General features: G+C 48.3%; 8 protein-coding genes, 2 tRNA genes and 3 rRNA genes. 11 read left to right on the top strand and 2 right to left on the bottom strand.

All coding sequences use genetic code 11. From position 1 onward, the window contains the following. Window positions 1-320 precede the first annotated feature (320 nt). The 6 genes from JEZ96_RS18140 (at window position 321) to JEZ96_RS18115 (ending at window position 7,487) form a co-directional block, all read left to right on the top strand. Window positions 321-1,863 (top strand): 16S ribosomal RNA (locus tag JEZ96_RS18140). Between the two features lie 213 nt (window positions 1,864-2,076). Then, a tRNA-Ile gene (locus tag JEZ96_RS18135) sits at window positions 2,077-2,153 on the top strand. Between the two features lie 137 nt (window positions 2,154-2,290). Beyond that, a tRNA-Ala gene (locus JEZ96_RS18130) sits at window positions 2,291-2,366 on the top strand. A 443-nt stretch (window positions 2,367-2,809) separates the two neighbouring features. Then, window positions 2,810-5,702, top strand: a 23S ribosomal RNA gene (locus tag JEZ96_RS18125). 177 nt (window positions 5,703-5,879) lie between these two features. After that, window positions 5,880-5,995, top strand: a 5S ribosomal RNA gene (gene rrf, locus JEZ96_RS18120). The 16S, 23S and 5S rRNA genes sit together here with 2 tRNA genes alongside, the layout of an rRNA operon. 217 nt (window positions 5,996-6,212) lie before the next feature. Next, a complete protein-coding gene (locus JEZ96_RS18115; RefSeq protein WP_025008226.1) occupies window positions 6,213-7,487 on the top strand; it encodes a CinA family nicotinamide mononucleotide deamidase-related protein in 1,275 nt (424 codons plus the stop codon). A 90-nt stretch (window positions 7,488-7,577) separates the two neighbouring features. Here the strand turns inward: JEZ96_RS18115 and JEZ96_RS18110 are convergent, their stop codons facing one another. Together JEZ96_RS18110 and ppc are read right to left on the bottom strand one after the other, a co-directional pair. Continuing rightward, window positions 7,578-8,123 (bottom strand): DUF1439 domain-containing protein, encoded by a 546-nt coding sequence (locus tag JEZ96_RS18110; RefSeq protein WP_025008225.1) that lies wholly within the window; start codon window positions 8,121-8,123, stop codon window positions 7,578-7,580. Continuing rightward, window positions 8,123-10,792 (bottom strand): phosphoenolpyruvate carboxylase, encoded by a 2,670-nt coding sequence (gene ppc, locus JEZ96_RS18105; RefSeq protein WP_011920204.1) that lies wholly within the window; start codon window positions 10,790-10,792, stop codon window positions 8,123-8,125. The genes JEZ96_RS18110 and ppc overlap by 1 nt, the downstream gene beginning before the upstream one ends. Window positions 10,793-11,414: 622 nt before the next feature. Between ppc and argC the strand changes: the two genes are divergently transcribed. From argC to argH, 5 genes are all read left to right on the top strand, one after another. After that, on the top strand, window positions 11,415-12,395 hold the full coding sequence (argC, locus tag JEZ96_RS18100; protein ID WP_025008223.1) for an N-acetyl-gamma-glutamyl-phosphate reductase: 981 nt from the start codon (window positions 11,415-11,417) through the stop codon (window positions 12,393-12,395). A gap of 31 nt (window positions 12,396-12,426) precedes the next feature. After that, window positions 12,427-13,209: an acetylglutamate kinase gene (argB, locus tag JEZ96_RS18095; RefSeq protein WP_025008222.1), complete on the top strand. Its 783-nt coding sequence runs from the start codon at window positions 12,427-12,429 to the stop codon at window positions 13,207-13,209. Window positions 13,210-13,221: 12 nt separating this feature from the next. Next, a complete protein-coding gene (locus JEZ96_RS18090; RefSeq protein WP_025008221.1) occupies window positions 13,222-14,127 on the top strand; it encodes an ornithine carbamoyltransferase in 906 nt (301 codons plus the stop codon). Between the two features lie 59 nt (window positions 14,128-14,186). Next, window positions 14,187-15,410, top strand: a complete 1,224-nt coding sequence (locus tag JEZ96_RS18085; RefSeq protein WP_025008220.1) for an argininosuccinate synthase — start codon at window positions 14,187-14,189, stop codon at window positions 15,408-15,410. A 92-nt stretch (window positions 15,411-15,502) separates the two neighbouring features. Continuing rightward, window positions 15,503-16,870 carry an argininosuccinate lyase gene (argH, locus tag JEZ96_RS18080; protein WP_025008219.1) on the top strand — a complete coding sequence of 456 codons (1,368 nt, stop codon included), beginning with the start codon at window positions 15,503-15,505 and terminating at the stop codon, window positions 16,868-16,870. The last annotated feature ends 30 nt before the right edge of the window (window positions 16,871-16,900 follow it).

The following is a 16,900-nucleotide window of genomic DNA, read 5'->3' as shown; positions in this document are numbered from 1 at the left end:
GTGTTGAGAAAGTTGAAAAAACTACTTGACGCACTAACGGGAATGCGTAGAATACGCAGCCCTGACCCGCTGAAAACACTGAAGTGTGTAAGCGAATGGTCAACGCTCTTTAACAATATATCAAGCAAATCTGTGTGGACACTCACAGGTGTTGAGTTAATCGAAACTGCTTAGCCTTCGGGTTGGCAGTCAAAGAATTAAATCAACCAATTCTTTCACGAGAGTGAAGAGTGTCCATAGCAATATGTACAAAGAGTTAATCGCAAGATTAATTCGAACAGAATTCGTTGAGCCGAAACCTTCGGGTTTCACCAAAACTTTAATTGAAGAGTTTGATCATGGCTCAGATTGAACGCTGGCGGCAGGCCTAACACATGCAAGTCGAGCGGCAGCACAAGGGAGTTTACTTCTGAGGTGGCGAGCGGCGGACGGGTGAGTAATGCCTAGGGATCTGCCCAGTCGAGGGGGATAACAGTTGGAAACGACTGCTAATACCGCATACGCCCTACGGGGGAAAGGAGGGGACCTTCGGGCCTTCCGCGATTGGATGAACCTAGGTGGGATTAGCTAGTTGGTGAGGTAATGGCTCACCAAGGCGACGATCCCTAGCTGTTCTGAGAGGATGATCAGCCACACTGGGACTGAGACACGGCCCAGACTCCTACGGGAGGCAGCAGTGGGGAATATTGCACAATGGGGGAAACCCTGATGCAGCCATGCCGCGTGTGTGAAGAAGGCCTTCGGGTTGTAAAGCACTTTCAGTAGGGAGGAAAGGGTGTAGTTTAATACGCTATATCTGTGACGTTACCTACAGAAGAAGGACCGGCTAACTCCGTGCCAGCAGCCGCGGTAATACGGAGGGTCCGAGCGTTAATCGGAATTACTGGGCGTAAAGCGTGCGCAGGCGGTTTGTTAAGCGAGATGTGAAAGCCCTGGGCTCAACCTAGGAATAGCATTTCGAACTGGCGAACTAGAGTCTTGTAGAGGGGGGTAGAATTCCAGGTGTAGCGGTGAAATGCGTAGAGATCTGGAGGAATACCGGTGGCGAAGGCGGCCCCCTGGACAAAGACTGACGCTCATGCACGAAAGCGTGGGGAGCAAACAGGATTAGATACCCTGGTAGTCCACGCCGTAAACGATGTCTACTCGGAGTTTGGTGTCTTGAACACTGGGCTCTCAAGCTAACGCATTAAGTAGACCGCCTGGGGAGTACGGCCGCAAGGTTAAAACTCAAATGAATTGACGGGGGCCCGCACAAGCGGTGGAGCATGTGGTTTAATTCGATGCAACGCGAAGAACCTTACCTACTCTTGACATCCACAGAACTTTCCAGAGATGGATTGGTGCCTTCGGGAACTGTGAGACAGGTGCTGCATGGCTGTCGTCAGCTCGTGTTGTGAAATGTTGGGTTAAGTCCCGCAACGAGCGCAACCCCTATCCTTATTTGCCAGCACGTAATGGTGGGAACTCTAGGGAGACTGCCGGTGATAAACCGGAGGAAGGTGGGGACGACGTCAAGTCATCATGGCCCTTACGAGTAGGGCTACACACGTGCTACAATGGCGAGTACAGAGGGTTGCAAAGCCGCGAGGTGGAGCTAATCTCACAAAGCTCGTCGTAGTCCGGATTGGAGTCTGCAACTCGACTCCATGAAGTCGGAATCGCTAGTAATCGTGGATCAGAATGCCACGGTGAATACGTTCCCGGGCCTTGTACACACCGCCCGTCACACCATGGGAGTGGGCTGCAAAAGAAGTGGGTAGCTTAACCTTCGGGGGGGCGCTCACCACTTTGTGGTTCATGACTGGGGTGAAGTCGTAACAAGGTAGCCCTAGGGGAACCTGGGGCTGGATCACCTCCTTACCTATACGACTAACTCGATGCTTGGTCGAAAAATGCTCCTGCATTTTCGACATTCGGTACATCCGTGTACCTTTTGAGTGTTCACACAGATTTGCTTGATAGAAGAAAGAGTAAAAGATGGGTCTGTAGCTTAACTGGTTAGCACCCCAATCCCCTCATAAAGAGTAGGGTGAGGTCGGTGGTTCTGGATGGTTGTAGATTTATCAATAAGATGGGTCTGTAGCTCAGCTGGTTAGAGCGCACCCCTGATAAGGGTGAGGTCGGTGGTTCAAGTCCACTCTGACCCACCAATCCTTCCTTCTCAGCGTTGGAAAGTGACTCGTTTAGTGAACTAAACGTCGCCACTGTCCGCCTTGATAAGAAATGATTGGCAAACCAATCCTTTAAGAGGTTTGGAACATCTTATTTACTCGCACTGCATGTAAATGGGGCTATAGCTCAGCTGGGAGAGCGCCTGCCTTGCACGCAGGAGGTCTGCGGTTCGATCCCGCATAGCTCCACCATTTACTGCATTATGGTTAGAGATGCCAAAGATAAACTGAAAAATTATCTTTGGCTTTTTTAAGCCCGCTCTTTAACAATTTGGAAAGCTGATAGTATTAAACACAATGATGTCTGTCGTTGTGTTGATACGAAAAAAGTTTAATGCGAAAGCATTGAACATTGAGTTCTCAAACACTTTATTAAGTGTCTTGAATATTCAAGTCTAAGGCGCGTCCACTTCTTTGGTCAGAAGTGAGACAAGTAAAACCAAGCTGGTCGCAATACAATTCGATATGTGTTTTTTCTTATTTCGATAAGATAAGCGCAGCCAATCGCTTGTTAGGCAAGGCCGTAAGTTGAATGACGAATGAGTGTAGCAGCGCTACATGATTGAGGAATGAGACTTGCAACGCCGCATAACAAGAGGAGTGGCAAGCGAAAAAGAAACCTATCTGGGTTGTATGGTTAAGCGACTAAGCGTATACGGTGGATGCCTTGGCAGTCAGAGGCGATGAAGGACGTAGTAACTTGCGAAAAGCGTTGGCGAGCTAGTAACAAGCATTTGAGCTAACGATGTCCGAATGGGGGAACCCGGCCGCATAAGCGGTCATCATGTAGTGAATACATAGCTACATGAGGCGAACGAGGGGAACTGAAACATCTAAGTACCCTTAGGAAAAGAAATCAACCGAGATTCCCCTAGTAGCGGCGAGCGAACGGGGATTAGCCCTTAAGTCTATGGGGTGTTAGTGGAATGGTCTGGAAAGTCCAGCGGCACAGGGTGATAGCCCCGTACACGAAAACTAACCGTAGATGAAAACGAGTAAGGCGGGACACGTGACATCCTGTTTGAATATGGGGGGACCATCCTCCAAGGCTAAATACTCCTGACTGACCGATAGTGAACCAGTACCGTGAGGGAAAGGCGAAAAGAACCCCTGTGAGGGGAGTGAAATAGAACCTGAAACCGTATACGTACAAGCAGTGGGAGCGGTTCTTGAGACCGTGACTGCGTACCTTTTGTATAATGGGTCAGCGACTTACATTTTGTAGCGAGGTTAAGCGAATAGCGGAGCCGTAGGGAAACCGAGTGTTAACTGCGCGTTTAGTTGCAAGGTGTAGACCCGAAACCCGGTGATCTAGCCATGGGCAGGTTGAAGGTTGAGTAACATCAACTGGAGGACCGAACCGACTAATGTTGAAAAATTAGCGGATGACTTGTGGCTGGGGGTGAAAGGCCAATCAAACCGGGAGATATCTGGTTCTCCTCGAAAGCTATTTAGGTAGCGCCTCGAGCGAATACCATTGGGGGTAGAGCACTGTTAAGGCTAGGGGGTCATCCCGACTTACCAACCCTTTGCAAACTCCGAATACCAATGAGTACTACTCGGGAGACAGACGGCGGGTGCTAACGTCCGTCGTCAAAAGGGAAACAACCCAGACCGTCAGCTAAGGTCCCAAAGTGTATGTTAAGTGGGAAACGATGTGGGAAGGCTTAGACAGCTAGGATGTTGGCTTAGAAGCAGCCATCATTTAAAGAAAGCGTAATAGCTCACTAGTCGAGTCGGCCTGCGCGGAAGATGTAACGGGGCTAAACATACCACCGAAGCTACGGGTGCAGCCCATTAGGGTTGCGCGGTAGAGGAGCGTTCTGTAAGCCGTTGAAGGTGAAGGGGTAACCCACGCTGGAGGTATCAGAAGTGCGAATGCTGACATGAGTAACGATAAAGGGGGTGAAAAACCCCCTCGCCGAAAGACCAAGGGTTCCTGTCCAACGTTAATCGGGGCAGGGTGAGTCGACCCCTAAGGTGAGGCCGAAAGGCGTAATCGATGGGAAACAGATTAATATTTCTGTACTTCCGCTAACTGCGATGGAGAGACGGAGAAGGCTAGGCTAGCGCGGCGTTGGTAGTCCGCGTTTAAGGTGGTAGGTGGGTGACTTAGGCAAATCCGGGTTGCTATACACTGAGAGCTGATGACGAGGTCCTAAGGGACTGAAGTAGTTGATGCCATGCTTCCAGGAAAATCTTCTAAGCTTCAGGTTAGCGGGAATCGTACCCCAAACCGACACAGGTGGTCGGGTAGAGAATACCAAGGCGCTTGAGAGAACTCGGCTGAAGGAACTAGGCAAAATGGTACCGTAACTTCGGGAGAAGGTACGCTCCTGTTGGTGATGAGACTTGCTCTCTAAGCTGACGGGAGTCGCAGATACCAGGTGGCTGCAACTGTTTATCAAAAACACAGCACTGTGCAAACTCGCAAGAGGAAGTATACGGTGTGACGCCTGCCCGGTGCCGGAAGGTTAATTGATTGGGTTATCGCAAGAGAAGCTCATGATCGAAGCCCCGGTAAACGGCGGCCGTAACTATAACGGTCCTAAGGTAGCGAAATTCCTTGTCGGGTAAGTTCCGACCTGCACGAATGGCGTAATGATGGCCACGCTGTCTCCAGCCGAGACTCAGTGAAGTTGAAATTGCGGTGAAGATGCCGTATACCCGCGGCTAGACGGAAAGACCCCGTGAACCTTTACTATAGCTTGGCACTGAACATTGAACCTACATGTGTAGGATAGGTGGGAGACTATGAAGTTGGGACGCTAGTCCTGATGGAGTCGTCCTTGAAATACCACCCTTGTAGTTTTGATGTTCTAACCTAGACCCCTAATCGGGGTTAGGGACAGTGCCTGGTGGGTAGTTTGACTGGGGCGGTCTCCTCCCAAAGAGTAACGGAGGAGCACGAAGGTTGGCTAAGTACGGTCGGACATCGTACGGTTAGTGCAATGGCATAAGCCAGCTTAACTGCGAGACATACACGTCGAGCAGGTACGAAAGTAGGTCATAGTGATCCGGTGGTTCTGAATGGAAGGGCCATCGCTCAACGGATAAAAGGTACTCCGGGGATAACAGGCTGATACCGCCCAAGAGTTCATATCGACGGCGGTGTTTGGCACCTCGATGTCGGCTCATCACATCCTGGGGCTGAAGTCGGTCCCAAGGGTATGGCTGTTCGCCATTTAAAGTGGTACGCGAGCTGGGTTCAGAACGTCGTGAGACAGTTCGGTCCCTATCTGCCGTGGGCGTTGGATGATTGAGGGGAGTTGCTCCTAGTACGAGAGGACCGGAGTGAACGAACCGCTGGTGTTCGGGTTGTCATGCCAATGGCATTGCCCGGTAGCTACGTTCGGAATCGATAACCGCTGAAAGCATCTAAGCGGGAAGCGAGCCCCAAGATGAGTCATCCCTTGGACTATAAGTCCACTAAAGAGCCGTTCGAGACTAGGACGTTGATAGGCATGGTGTGTAAGCGTTGTGAGGCGTTGAGCTAACATGTACTAATGACTCGAGAGGCTTAACCATACAACCCAGATGGGTTTTACTGCAAAGTGAGCTTAGACAGAATATAAACACTTAATGAAGTGTGGACTCAAAAAACAATCAGTTTTCCGAATTATTAAATAAGATAAGAGCAGGTTTTAGTTCCTAGAATCTAGCAGCACGCAGTGCGCTCTCGAGTCTTGTTTAAAACCAAATATGCTTGGTGACAATAGCATTGTGGAACCACCTGATCCCATCCCGAACTCAGAAGTGAAACGCAATCGCGCCGATGGTAGTGTGGGGTCTCCCCATGTGAGAGTAGGTCATCGCCAAGCGCCTAATTATCTTGTAAAGATGTAATAAGCCAGCTGAATAAGCTGGCTTTTTTGCATCTGTCATTTATCAAATTTTATTCAGTTTGCCCATCATTATCCTGATAGTGCTCAGATTTTTCTACACCTATCTTAACGCTGGTTTTACCCTAGGTATTGCTATTAGTTAAGCGGTTACTTACCTTATGTTTTAATTTGTTGGGGTAGATAAGGATTTGAGATGAAGTTAGAGATGATTTGTACTGGGGAAGAGGTGCTATCGGGTCAGATTGTTGATACCAATGCGGCCTGGTTTGCCAGCACTATGATGGAGCATGGCATTGAGATCCAAAGACGAGTTACTGTGGGCGATCGCCTTGAGGACTTAATTGCGGTTTTCCAAGAGCGCAGCTTGCATGCCGATGTGATCCTAGTCAATGGTGGCTTAGGGCCGACAAGCGATGATATGTCCGCTGAGGCGATGGCCAAGGCTAAGGGAGAGTCCTTAGTTGAGAATCTCGAGTGGCGCCAACAGTTAGAAGATTGGTTTACCCGCAATAATCGTGAGATGCCCGTCAGTAATTTAAAGCAGGCGATGCTGCCTGAATCTGCTGTTATGGTGGATAACCCCGTTGGGACGGCCTGTGGATTTAGGGTTAAGTTAAATCGCGCTTGGTTGTTCTTTACGCCAGGCGTGCCATTTGAACTTAAGCATATGGTTAAAGAGCAGTTTATTCCCTTTATTCGTGAAGAGTTTAATCTCGATGCTAAGGTGGCGCTTAAAAAACTGCTGACAATTGGCCAAGGTGAATCTGCCCTTGCCGATAAAATTAAGCCATTGGAGTTACCCGAGGGGATTACGATTGGTTATCGCTCCTCTATGCCGCATATTGAAATTAAGATCTTTGCCCGCGGCGAGAAGGCGATTGCGTTGCTGCCACGAGTAACAGGGCATGTCAAAATGGTACTGGGTACTGCGGTTGTAGCCGAAGATAAAGCGACGCTTGCTGAAGAAATCCATTCTAGGCTGCTGAATTCTGGATTGACGCTCAGTGTCGCCGAGTCTTGCACTGGCGGGATGATTACCAGTCAATTAGTGGACTTTGCGGGCAGTTCATCCTATTTACATCACGGTTTAGTGACTTACAGTAACGAGTCCAAGGTGCGAGTCTTAGGCGTTAATCCGGCGACTTTAGACGATCACGGTGCCGTGTCGATTCCAACGGTTGAGGAAATGGCGAAGGGTGCACGTGCTATTTTAGATAGTGATTTTGCTTTAGCAACCAGTGGGATCGCAGGGCCTGATGGTGGTACGGAAGATAAACCTGTCGGTACAGTTGCCATTGCACTAGCAACCCGTAATGGAGTTTATAGTCAGATGATTAAACTACCGAGACGTTCGCGGGATCTCGTGCGCAGTTTAAGTGCTGCAGTGGCCTACGATATGTTAAGACGTGAGCTTTTAGCTGAAGCGGTAATTGTCGATTATCAGTCGATTGGACGCTTCAGCAAGTAACTTTTTACAGACTTAAGTCAATCTAAATGTATTAACAAAAATGCTCCCGAGGGAGCATTTTCTATGGTGGATGGTCCACAAAACAATCGACTATTTCGTGAACTTAAGCACTAATTTGCCAGGGGCAACTTGAATGCTTTCGGTCATTTTTGCCATTAGCGCTTGGTTACTATCATTAGTATCAAGCACATAGACTGGCTGGCTTTCTAAGAATTGCCTTAGATAACTCATCACCTGAGGTGTGGCACTGCTAATCGCTTTTTCAATATCCTTGGGCGTTGATTCCACTTTGACTAATTCGAGTTGGCGCAGATAGACACTGTGCGTTGCGCTGTCATACCAAGGCTTGGCTTCGAAAGTTGTTGTGAGTTTGGCACTTAATGGAAAGATCGGATTCTTAATTGATACTTGAGTCGCGGCACTTACGCTCATAGTGTCAGGTTTTGCTCCTAGCTTGACACTGATGTCGTTAATGCGCACTTCTGCGCCAACGAATTGATTGCCTTGTTTAATCTCAAAATGGATCTCTTTACTGAGGTACTTCTCCATTTCGTGCTCGCTGATACTGTACTGCGAGACGCAGCCGCCAAGCAGTACAGTCAGTCCCAAGCAAATCGTGCGGGAAAGTTTTTTCATTAACCAGTGTTTCTCATTCCCGCTGCCACACCTGCAATAGTCAGCATTAGCGCTAGCTGCACATGTTCAGACGCGGGAGTTTCTGTTGTTTCCTTACGTGTCCGCGCTAATAGCTCGGTTTGTAAGAAGTTTAATGGATCGATATACGGATTTCGCAGTTTTACTGACTCGCGATTCCATGGAGTATGCGCCATTAAGCTATCTGATTTTGTCAGTTCAAGCACGACTTTAATGCCCAGATCTAAGCGTTGGCGCAAGGTTTCGCCTAAATGATGCAAGTCTTTCGGTACTAAACAGGTTTCATAGTAGCGGGCTAAATTAGGTTCCGCCTTGGCGTAGACCATTTCTAGCATTGAAATGCGAGTGCTGAAGAAGGGCCATTCCCGCTCCATATCTTGCAGTAAACCCATTTCACCGCGTTCACTGGCGGCTTGAAGTGCTTCACCGGCGCCAAGCCATGCAGGTAACATCAAGCGGTTTTGCGACCAAGCAAAAATCCACGGAATGGCCCGTAGGCTTTCAATCCCACCATCGACACGACGTTTAGCTGGGCGGCTGCCAAGTGGCAGTTTTCCTAATTCCACTTCTGGCGTTGCCGCGCGGAAATAAGCCACGAAATCCGGTTCATCTCGCACTATACCACGGTATGCACCCACGGATTCTTCAGCGATGCGTTGCATGCAATTGCGCCATTCTTGTTTAGGCTCTGGCGGTGGTAGCAGGGTTGCTTCCAATACGGCAGAGGTATACAAGGCTAAGCTTTGAACCGCGAGTTTTGGCAAGCCAAACTTGAAGCGGATCATTTCGCCCTGCTCAGTGACACGAATACGGCCATCTACCGACCCCGGAGGTTGGGATAGAATCGCTTTGTGTGCTGGACCGCCCCCGCGACCAATGCTGCCGCCACGGCCATGGAATAGTGTGAGCTTGACGCCCGCTTGTTTACAAACCGCGACCAATTGTTCTTGGGCACGATACTGAGCCCAAGCTGCCGCCATGACGCCAGCATCTTTGGCTGAGTCAGAGTAACCAATCATGACCTCTTGCATGCCTTTTGTGTAACCACGATACCAGTCGATATCGAGCAAATCAGTAATACATGCCGCAGCATTGTTTAAGTCGCTCAAGGTTTCAAATAGCGGCACCACGCGCATTGGGTGCGAACAGCCCGTTTCTTTGAGTAACAGTAAAACCGTTAATACATCCGATGGCTTACCCGCCATCGAAATCACATAGGATCCGAGTGCTTTGGCCGGATGTTTAGCAATCAAACGACAGGTATTAAGCACTTCGGCCACATCGGCCGAGGGTTGCCAGTTACTTGGGATCAGTGGACGACGGTTGCTGAGTTCGCGTAATAGGAAGGCTTGTTTCTCGGTTTCATCCCAATGATTGAAATCACCCATGCCGAGGTAACGAGTTAACTCGGCGAGCACATCGCTATGACGGCTAGCATCTTGGCGAATGTCGAGTCTGAGCATATGAATGCCAAAACAGGCGAGGCGGCGGAGAATATCGAGCAATAAACCGTTGGCGATTAAGCGCATGCCACAGTCGGTTAAACTCTTATAAAGCATTTCTAACGGTACTTTGAGATCGCTTTCTTGCCAGATCAGGCTCGACTTATCGACTTCAGGATTGTGGCCTTCGATGCGTGCATTTAAATAATCTATGGTATCGCGCAGCCTTTGACGAAGTGAGCGTAATACATGGCGATAGGGCTCGCAGTTATTGTTGGTATAAGCCTTTAACTCATCATTGGCTTCTTCCATCGACAGTTCACCGACCAGCAGCACGATATCTTTTAAGAATAGTCTGGCGGCGGCATGGCGGTTACGATCGAGCACCTCTTGGGTGACTTTTGCGGTAACAAACGGGTTGCCGTCGCGATCGCCGCCCATCCAGCTTGAAAAGCGCACTGGTGCGATATCAATCGGTAATTGCTGCCCTGTACGTTGCTGCACTTGGTCGTTAAGTTGTCTTAAGAAGTCAGGCACCGCATGCCAGAGGGATTCTTCAATGGTGGATAATCCCCAGCGGGCTTCATCCACAGGGGTGGGGCGCTCGCGGCGAATTTCATTGGTGTGCCATATTTGCGCGATTAATTGGCGCAGGCGCAGATTGATTTGCTGACGTTCTCTATCCGACAGTTGGTCATTTTCTTGCTCTGTTAAGCAGTCGACGATGGCGGCGTATTTTTGGATCAGGGTGCGACGGGATATTTCAGTGGGGTGCGCTGTTAGCACTAGATCGATATCCAGTGTTTTTAGACAGTCGAGCATCTTTGTTTGATCAATCCGACCATTGAGCATACGACCTAGGAGTTGTTCTACTGGATCTGGAACGCAAACAAGCTCGTCACAATTGCGACTAATAGTATGAAATTGTTCAGATAAATTGGCTAAGTTAAGGAACTGATTGAATGCCTTTGCAAAAGGGACTAATTCTTCGTCTGGCAGTGCCGTGAGTAACTCGAGCATTTGCTCTCTGGCGGCTTGATCGCCTCTGCGTGAGTCTTTGGCAAGCTTACGGATCTGTTCAACTTTCTCAAGAAAAGAGTCCCCAAGATGGGTTCGCATAGTATCGCCAAGGATTTGGCCTAACATACTCACGTTCGATCTTAATGACGCATACATATCTGTCATATTGTCTGCCGCGTTTACTGACATAGTTACTCCGAATAGAAAAACATAAAAATCCGCTGTGCATTTAGCTCGTTAGCACAATACCTATCACTTGGGGCTATGGTCAACAGCAGAACTTATAACTTATACGACTGGCTTATCTGATATACAACCGATCACGATATTCGATGAAGAATATTCAATAGAAATGCGAAGTCACGCAATATTTTGTGATGATTAGCGTAAGTGAATATGAAGTGCATCATTTTGTGCTTTGCAAGCATGTATCTTAGCTGTTAATAAAAAGGACTGGTTTCGGTGCAAATTAGACCTAGATAACTGAGTTATTAACGAGTTAGCTGAATGAGGAACTTACCGATGAAATCCACTGCAGAGTAAGGAATATGAAAATAAATTAAAAATATATATTCACATATATTGCATAAGTAGATCTTTGTGGTAGTCTAGCCATCAGTTGAGATGAGTCACCCCCTGTGACCTGTAGAGTGAATATCATGATGCACAGTATTAGCCTGACAGTGAATAAAATAACAATCTATTACGATTTCCTGCGACGATAGTCTTGTCATCATAGATATACGCGGTTGCGTGTACGCTATTCATCTATTCTTTAAGTTTCTTTGATTCGGTTAATAAGACAAAACACATGAAAAATATCGCCATTATTGGTGCCAGTGGTTACACAGGCGCGCAACTGACCGCTTTAATCCATGCAGAAGCAGAGCTGACGATTCAGGGGTTGTATGTTTCTGAAAACAGTTTAGATAAAGGTAAACCTTTAGCCGATTTGTACCCTAGCTATAGCCATATTGCATTAACGCTGTCGCCATTGTCCGATGAAGCTAAGGCAAAAATCGTTGCCGAAGCAGATGCCGTGGTCTTAGCGACTGAGCATTCAGTAAGCTTGCATTTAGCGGCTTGGTTTTATGCACAAGGTTTGGCGGTATTCGATTTAAGCGGTGCTTATCGTTTCAGCGATGTGGCGCAATACCCTAAGTGGTATGGCTTTGAGCATGAATATCCTGAAGTTTTAGCCAAAGCCGTATACGGCCTTGCCGAATGGAATGCCAAAGAAATCGCTGCGACTAAGATGATTGCCGTACCAGGTTGTTACCCGACTGCATCGTTGACAGCGTTAAAACCATTGGCGAGTTTACTGACATCGGCTTATCCGGTGATCAATGCGGTGAGTGGCGTAACAGGTGCGGGCCGTAAAGCGCAGTTACACACCAGTTTTTGTGAAGTGAGCCTGACACCTTACGGCGTATTAGGCCACAGACATCAACCCGAGATCGCCACTCAGCTTGGGCAAGAAGTGATATTTACACCGCACCTTGGTAACTTTAAGCGTGGCATTTTAGCGACCATTACCGTACAGCTAAAACCGGGCACAACGACTGCCGATGTGGCCGCGGCCTATAGCGTGTATGACAAGGCGCCATTGGTCACCGTGAAGCACAATCAGTTCCCGAAAGTAGACGATGTGGTGCTGACACCTAACTGCCACTTAGGTTGGAAGTTTGATGAGAATAGCGGTTACTTAGTGGTAGCCAGTGCAATCGATAATTTGATGAAAGGTGCTGCCAGCCAAGCGCTGCAATGCATAAAGATTCATTTTAACCTTTAATTGTTCATCCTTATTTAAGAGAGTCGTCAAGATGTCTATAAACAACTCAGTATTAGTGCTTAAAGTGGGCGGCGCGCTGCTGCAATGTGAAATGGGGATGGCGCGATTGATGGATACGGCTGCGGCTATGTTAGCCAATGGTCAGCAAGTGTTGATGGTACATGGCGGCGGCTGTCTGGTGGATGAGCAGTTAGCAGCAAACGGTATGGAGACCGTCAAGTTAGAAGGTTTACGGGTGACTCCGCCCGAGCAAATGCCGATTATTGCCGGCGCACTTGCGGGCACTTCGAACAAAATCCTTCAAGGCGCAGCGACTAAGGCTGGCATTGTGAGTGTGGGCATGAGCCTTGCCGATGGCAATACTGTTTCGGCTAAGATTAAAGATGAGCGTTTAGGCCTTGTTGGCGAAGTCACGCCAAAGGATGGCACTTATCTTAAGTTTATCCTTGAGCAAGGTTGGATGCCGATTTGTAGCTCTATCGCCATGATGGACGATGGTCAAATGCTTAACGTCAATGCTGACCAAGCGGCGACGGCATTAGCCAAGTTAGTAGGAGGCAAGTTAGTGCTACTGTCGGATGTTTCTGGGGTGCTCGATGGTAAAGGCCAGCTCATCCACAGTTTAAATGGCAAGCAGATAGCAGACCTTGTTAAGCAAGGTGTGATCGAAAAAGGAATGAAGGTCAAAGTTGAAGCTGCGCTCGAAGTCGCGCAGTGGATGGGGCAGGCGGTACAAGTTGCCTCGTGGCGTGATGCAAGCCAATTAATCGCATTAGCAAAAGGTGAAGCCGTAGGAACACAAATCCAACCATAAGTGGAGTAGGTTATGAAGCATTTACTATCGATAAAAGACTTAACCCAGCAGCAGTTACAGGATCTCATTGCCTTGGCAAAAACGATCAAAGCCAATCCGGCAGAGTATCGTCATGCGCTGGATGGCAAGAGTGTGGTGATGTTATTTGAAAAGCCCTCGCTCAGAACCCGCGTTAGCTTTGATATCGGTATTAATAAGCTCGGTGGCCACTGTTTATACCTAGATCAGCAAAATGGTGAGCTGGGGAAACGGGAATCGGTTGCTGACTTTGCTGCTAACCTGTCCTGTTGGGCCGACGCAATTGTGGCGAGAACCTATTCACACACCACTATCGAACAATTAGCCGAGTTCGGCTCAGTGCCTGTGATCAATGCGCTGTCAGATCTTTATCATCCTTGCCAAGCCTTAGCTGACTTTTTAACTCTGGCAGAGCAGTTTGAGGATGTCAGCAAAGCTAAATTAGCTTATGTTGGTGATGGTAATAATGTCACTCACTCGCTGATGTATTGTGCGGCTATTCTCGGTGCCACCATGACAGTGATCTGCCCTGCGGGTCACTTTCCTGATGGCTACGTAGTGGCAGAAGTGCAAGAGATCGCCAACCGATATGGCGGCAAAATTGTGCTGACCTCAGATATTGATGCGATTGAAGGCCACGATGCTATTTATACTGATACTTGGATTTCAATGGGCGATTCAACTCCATTAGCGGAGATTAAGGATAAGTTTGCACCTTATCAAGTCAACAAAGCCTTGATGGCGAAAGCGGGTGCTAACTTCTTTATGCATTGTTTGCCCGCCCACCGTGGTGTAGAAGTAACAGATGAAGTGATGGACGGTGCAGGATCCTTAATTCTGCAACAAGCCGAAAATCGGATGCATGCCCAAAATGCAGTACTGGTAACCTTATTTAGTTAAATTAACCCTGTTTAGCAGCCTGTTTTCTCCTTGAGAGAAACGAGTCATAGGAATTTAAGATGTCTATCGAGAACAAAAATACTGGCGTGAAAAAAGTGGTTTTAGCCTATTCAGGTGGTCTAGATACCTCGGCCATTATTCCTTGGTTAAAAGAAAACTACGATAACTGTGAAATCATCGCATTCTGCGCCGACGTTGGCCAAGGTGAAGAAGAGCTCGTTGGCTTGACTGAAAAAGCCTTAGCCTCTGGCGCATCAGAATGCCATATCGTCGATCTGAAAGAAGAATTTGTTAAAGACTATATCTACCCAACTATGGCAACGGGTGCGATTTACGAAGGCACTTATTTACTCGGTACGTCAATGGCGCGTCCAATCATCGCTAAGGCGCAGGTTGAAGTGGCCCGTAAAGTGGGCGCCGATGCCCTGTGCCACGGTTGTACCGGTAAGGGTAACGACCAAGTGCGTTTCGAAGGTTGCTTTGCCGCATTAGCACCTGATTTAAAAGTGATTGCCCCATGGCGTGAATGGACTATGCAGAGCCGTGAGGATCTGTTGGACTATTTAGCCGAGCGCAATATCAAGACGTCAGCATCAGCGACTAAAATCTATAGCCGTGATGCTAACGCCTTCCATATTTCCCATGAAGGCGGTGAGTTAGAAGATCCATGGAACGAGCCAAGTAAAGGTGTGTGGACACTGACTGCCGATCCAGAAGATGCGCCGAACCAACCAGAATACGTGTCACTCGAAGTCGAAAATGGTCGTGTGACTAAAGTAAACGGCGAAGCATTAACGCCGTACGCTGTGCTGATGAAACTGAATGCCATTGCAGCACCCCACGGCGTGGGTCGTATCGATATTACCGAAAACCGTTTAGTGGGTATGAAGTCTCGTGGTTGTTACGAAACACCAGGCGGCACAGTAATGTTCGCGGCGCTGCGCGCGATTGAAGAGTTAGTACTGGATAAAACCAGCCGTACTTGGCGTGAGCAGGTTGGCGCACAAATGGCGCATCTAGTGTATGACGGACGTTGGTTCACGCCGCTGTGTAAGTCTCTGCTGGCAGCATCTGAGTCATTAGCCGAGTCTGTTAACGGTGAAGTCGTGGTTAAACTCTACAAAGGTCATGCGATTGCCGTTAAGAAGCGCTCGCCAAACAGTCTGTACTCTGAAGCGTTTGCGACCTTCGGTGAAGACCAAGTGTACGATCAAAAACACGCAGAAGGCTTTATCCGCCTGTACTCACTAGCGAGCCGCATCCGCGCGCTCAACGCTAAGTAATAGGCAGACAGAAAGGGCGCCTAGCGCCCTTTTTTATATCTTAAGTTTTAATGGCTTTAACGTATTAAAAGCAGTGACCGAGGGGATTGAGCATGGCTTTATGGGGTGGAAGATTTCAAGGCGAAACTAGCGCGCTATTTAAATTATTCAACGATTCACTGCCAGTGGATTACCGTTTGTTTGAGCAAGATGTGGTCGGCTCTATTGCTTGGGCGGATGCGATTGCCAGCGTGGGTATTATCACCGCAACTGAATGCAGTGACTTGAAAAAAGCACTCAATGACTTGCTGGTGGAAGTGCAGGGCGATCCAGCGATTATTCTCGCCTCGGGCGCCGAAGATATTCACAGTTTCGTCGAGTCAGCTTTGATTGCTAAAGTGGGCGATCTCGGTAAAAAACTGCACACTGGCCGTAGCCGTAACGATCAAGTTGCCACCGATTTAAAGCTTTGGTGTCAATCCGAAGGCAAAGCATTACTCGCGCGCCTTCAAGGCTTACATGCTGAATTACTGGCGTTGGCTGAGCGTGAATTTGATGCGGTAATGCCCGGTTACACTCACTTGCAGCGCGCGCAACCTGTGACATTTGGTCACTGGTGTTTGGCCTATGTGGAAATGACTGAGCGGGATATCAGCCGTTTAGCCGATGCGTTAACTCGCGCGAATACTTGCCCATTAGGTTCGGGTGCCCTTGCTGGCACAGCCTACAAAATGGATCGACATGCACTGGCTGCAGCGTTGAACTTTTCTTCGCCAACGCTGAATAGCTTAGATAGCGTATCAGACAGAGATCACGTGGTAGAGCTTTGTTCAACCGCCTCAATCAGCATGATGCACTTAAGCCGTATGGCTGAAGATTTGATTTTCTTTAACTCAGGTGAAGCGAACTTTATTTCCCTGAGTGATGAAGTGACCTCGGGTTCATCCCTGATGCCACAGAAGAAAAATCCAGACGCATTAGAGCTTATCCGTGGTAAAACCGGCCGGGTTTATGGCAGCTTAGTGGGCATTCTCACTACGATGAAAGCGCTGCCTTTGGCGTACAATAAAGATATGCAGGAAGATAAAGAAGGCCTGTTTGATGTGGTCGATAGCTGGGCAATTTGCCTCGATATGGCGGTGTTAGTGTTATCTGGCTTGAAGGTTAATCGTCCTAATGCGCTGTTAGCCGCGCAGCAAGGTTATGCCAACTCTACTGAATTGGCCGATTATCTAGTATCTAAAGGTATGCCTTTTAGAGAGGCGCATCACGTAGTGGGTGAAGTCGTCGTAGCAGCGATAGCGAAGCAAATTCCGCTCGAGGATTTCTCCTTGGCCGAATTAAAAACTTTTGCCGCTATCATTGAGGAGGATGTCTATCCCAACCTGACTATTGAAGCCTGTTTGGCGAAACGCGATGTACTCGGCGGTACTGCTTTGCCACAAATTCAACAGGCTATTGCTGCCAAGAAAGCACGCTAAGGCATACTTAAGACAATAAAAAACGCGACC

The organism is Shewanella putrefaciens, assembly GCF_016406325.1.
Lineage (GTDB): Bacteria > Pseudomonadota > Gammaproteobacteria > Enterobacterales > Shewanellaceae > Shewanella > Shewanella putrefaciens.
Note: the sequence above shows the minus strand (reverse complement) of the source record. Positions and strands in the feature narration are given on the sequence as shown.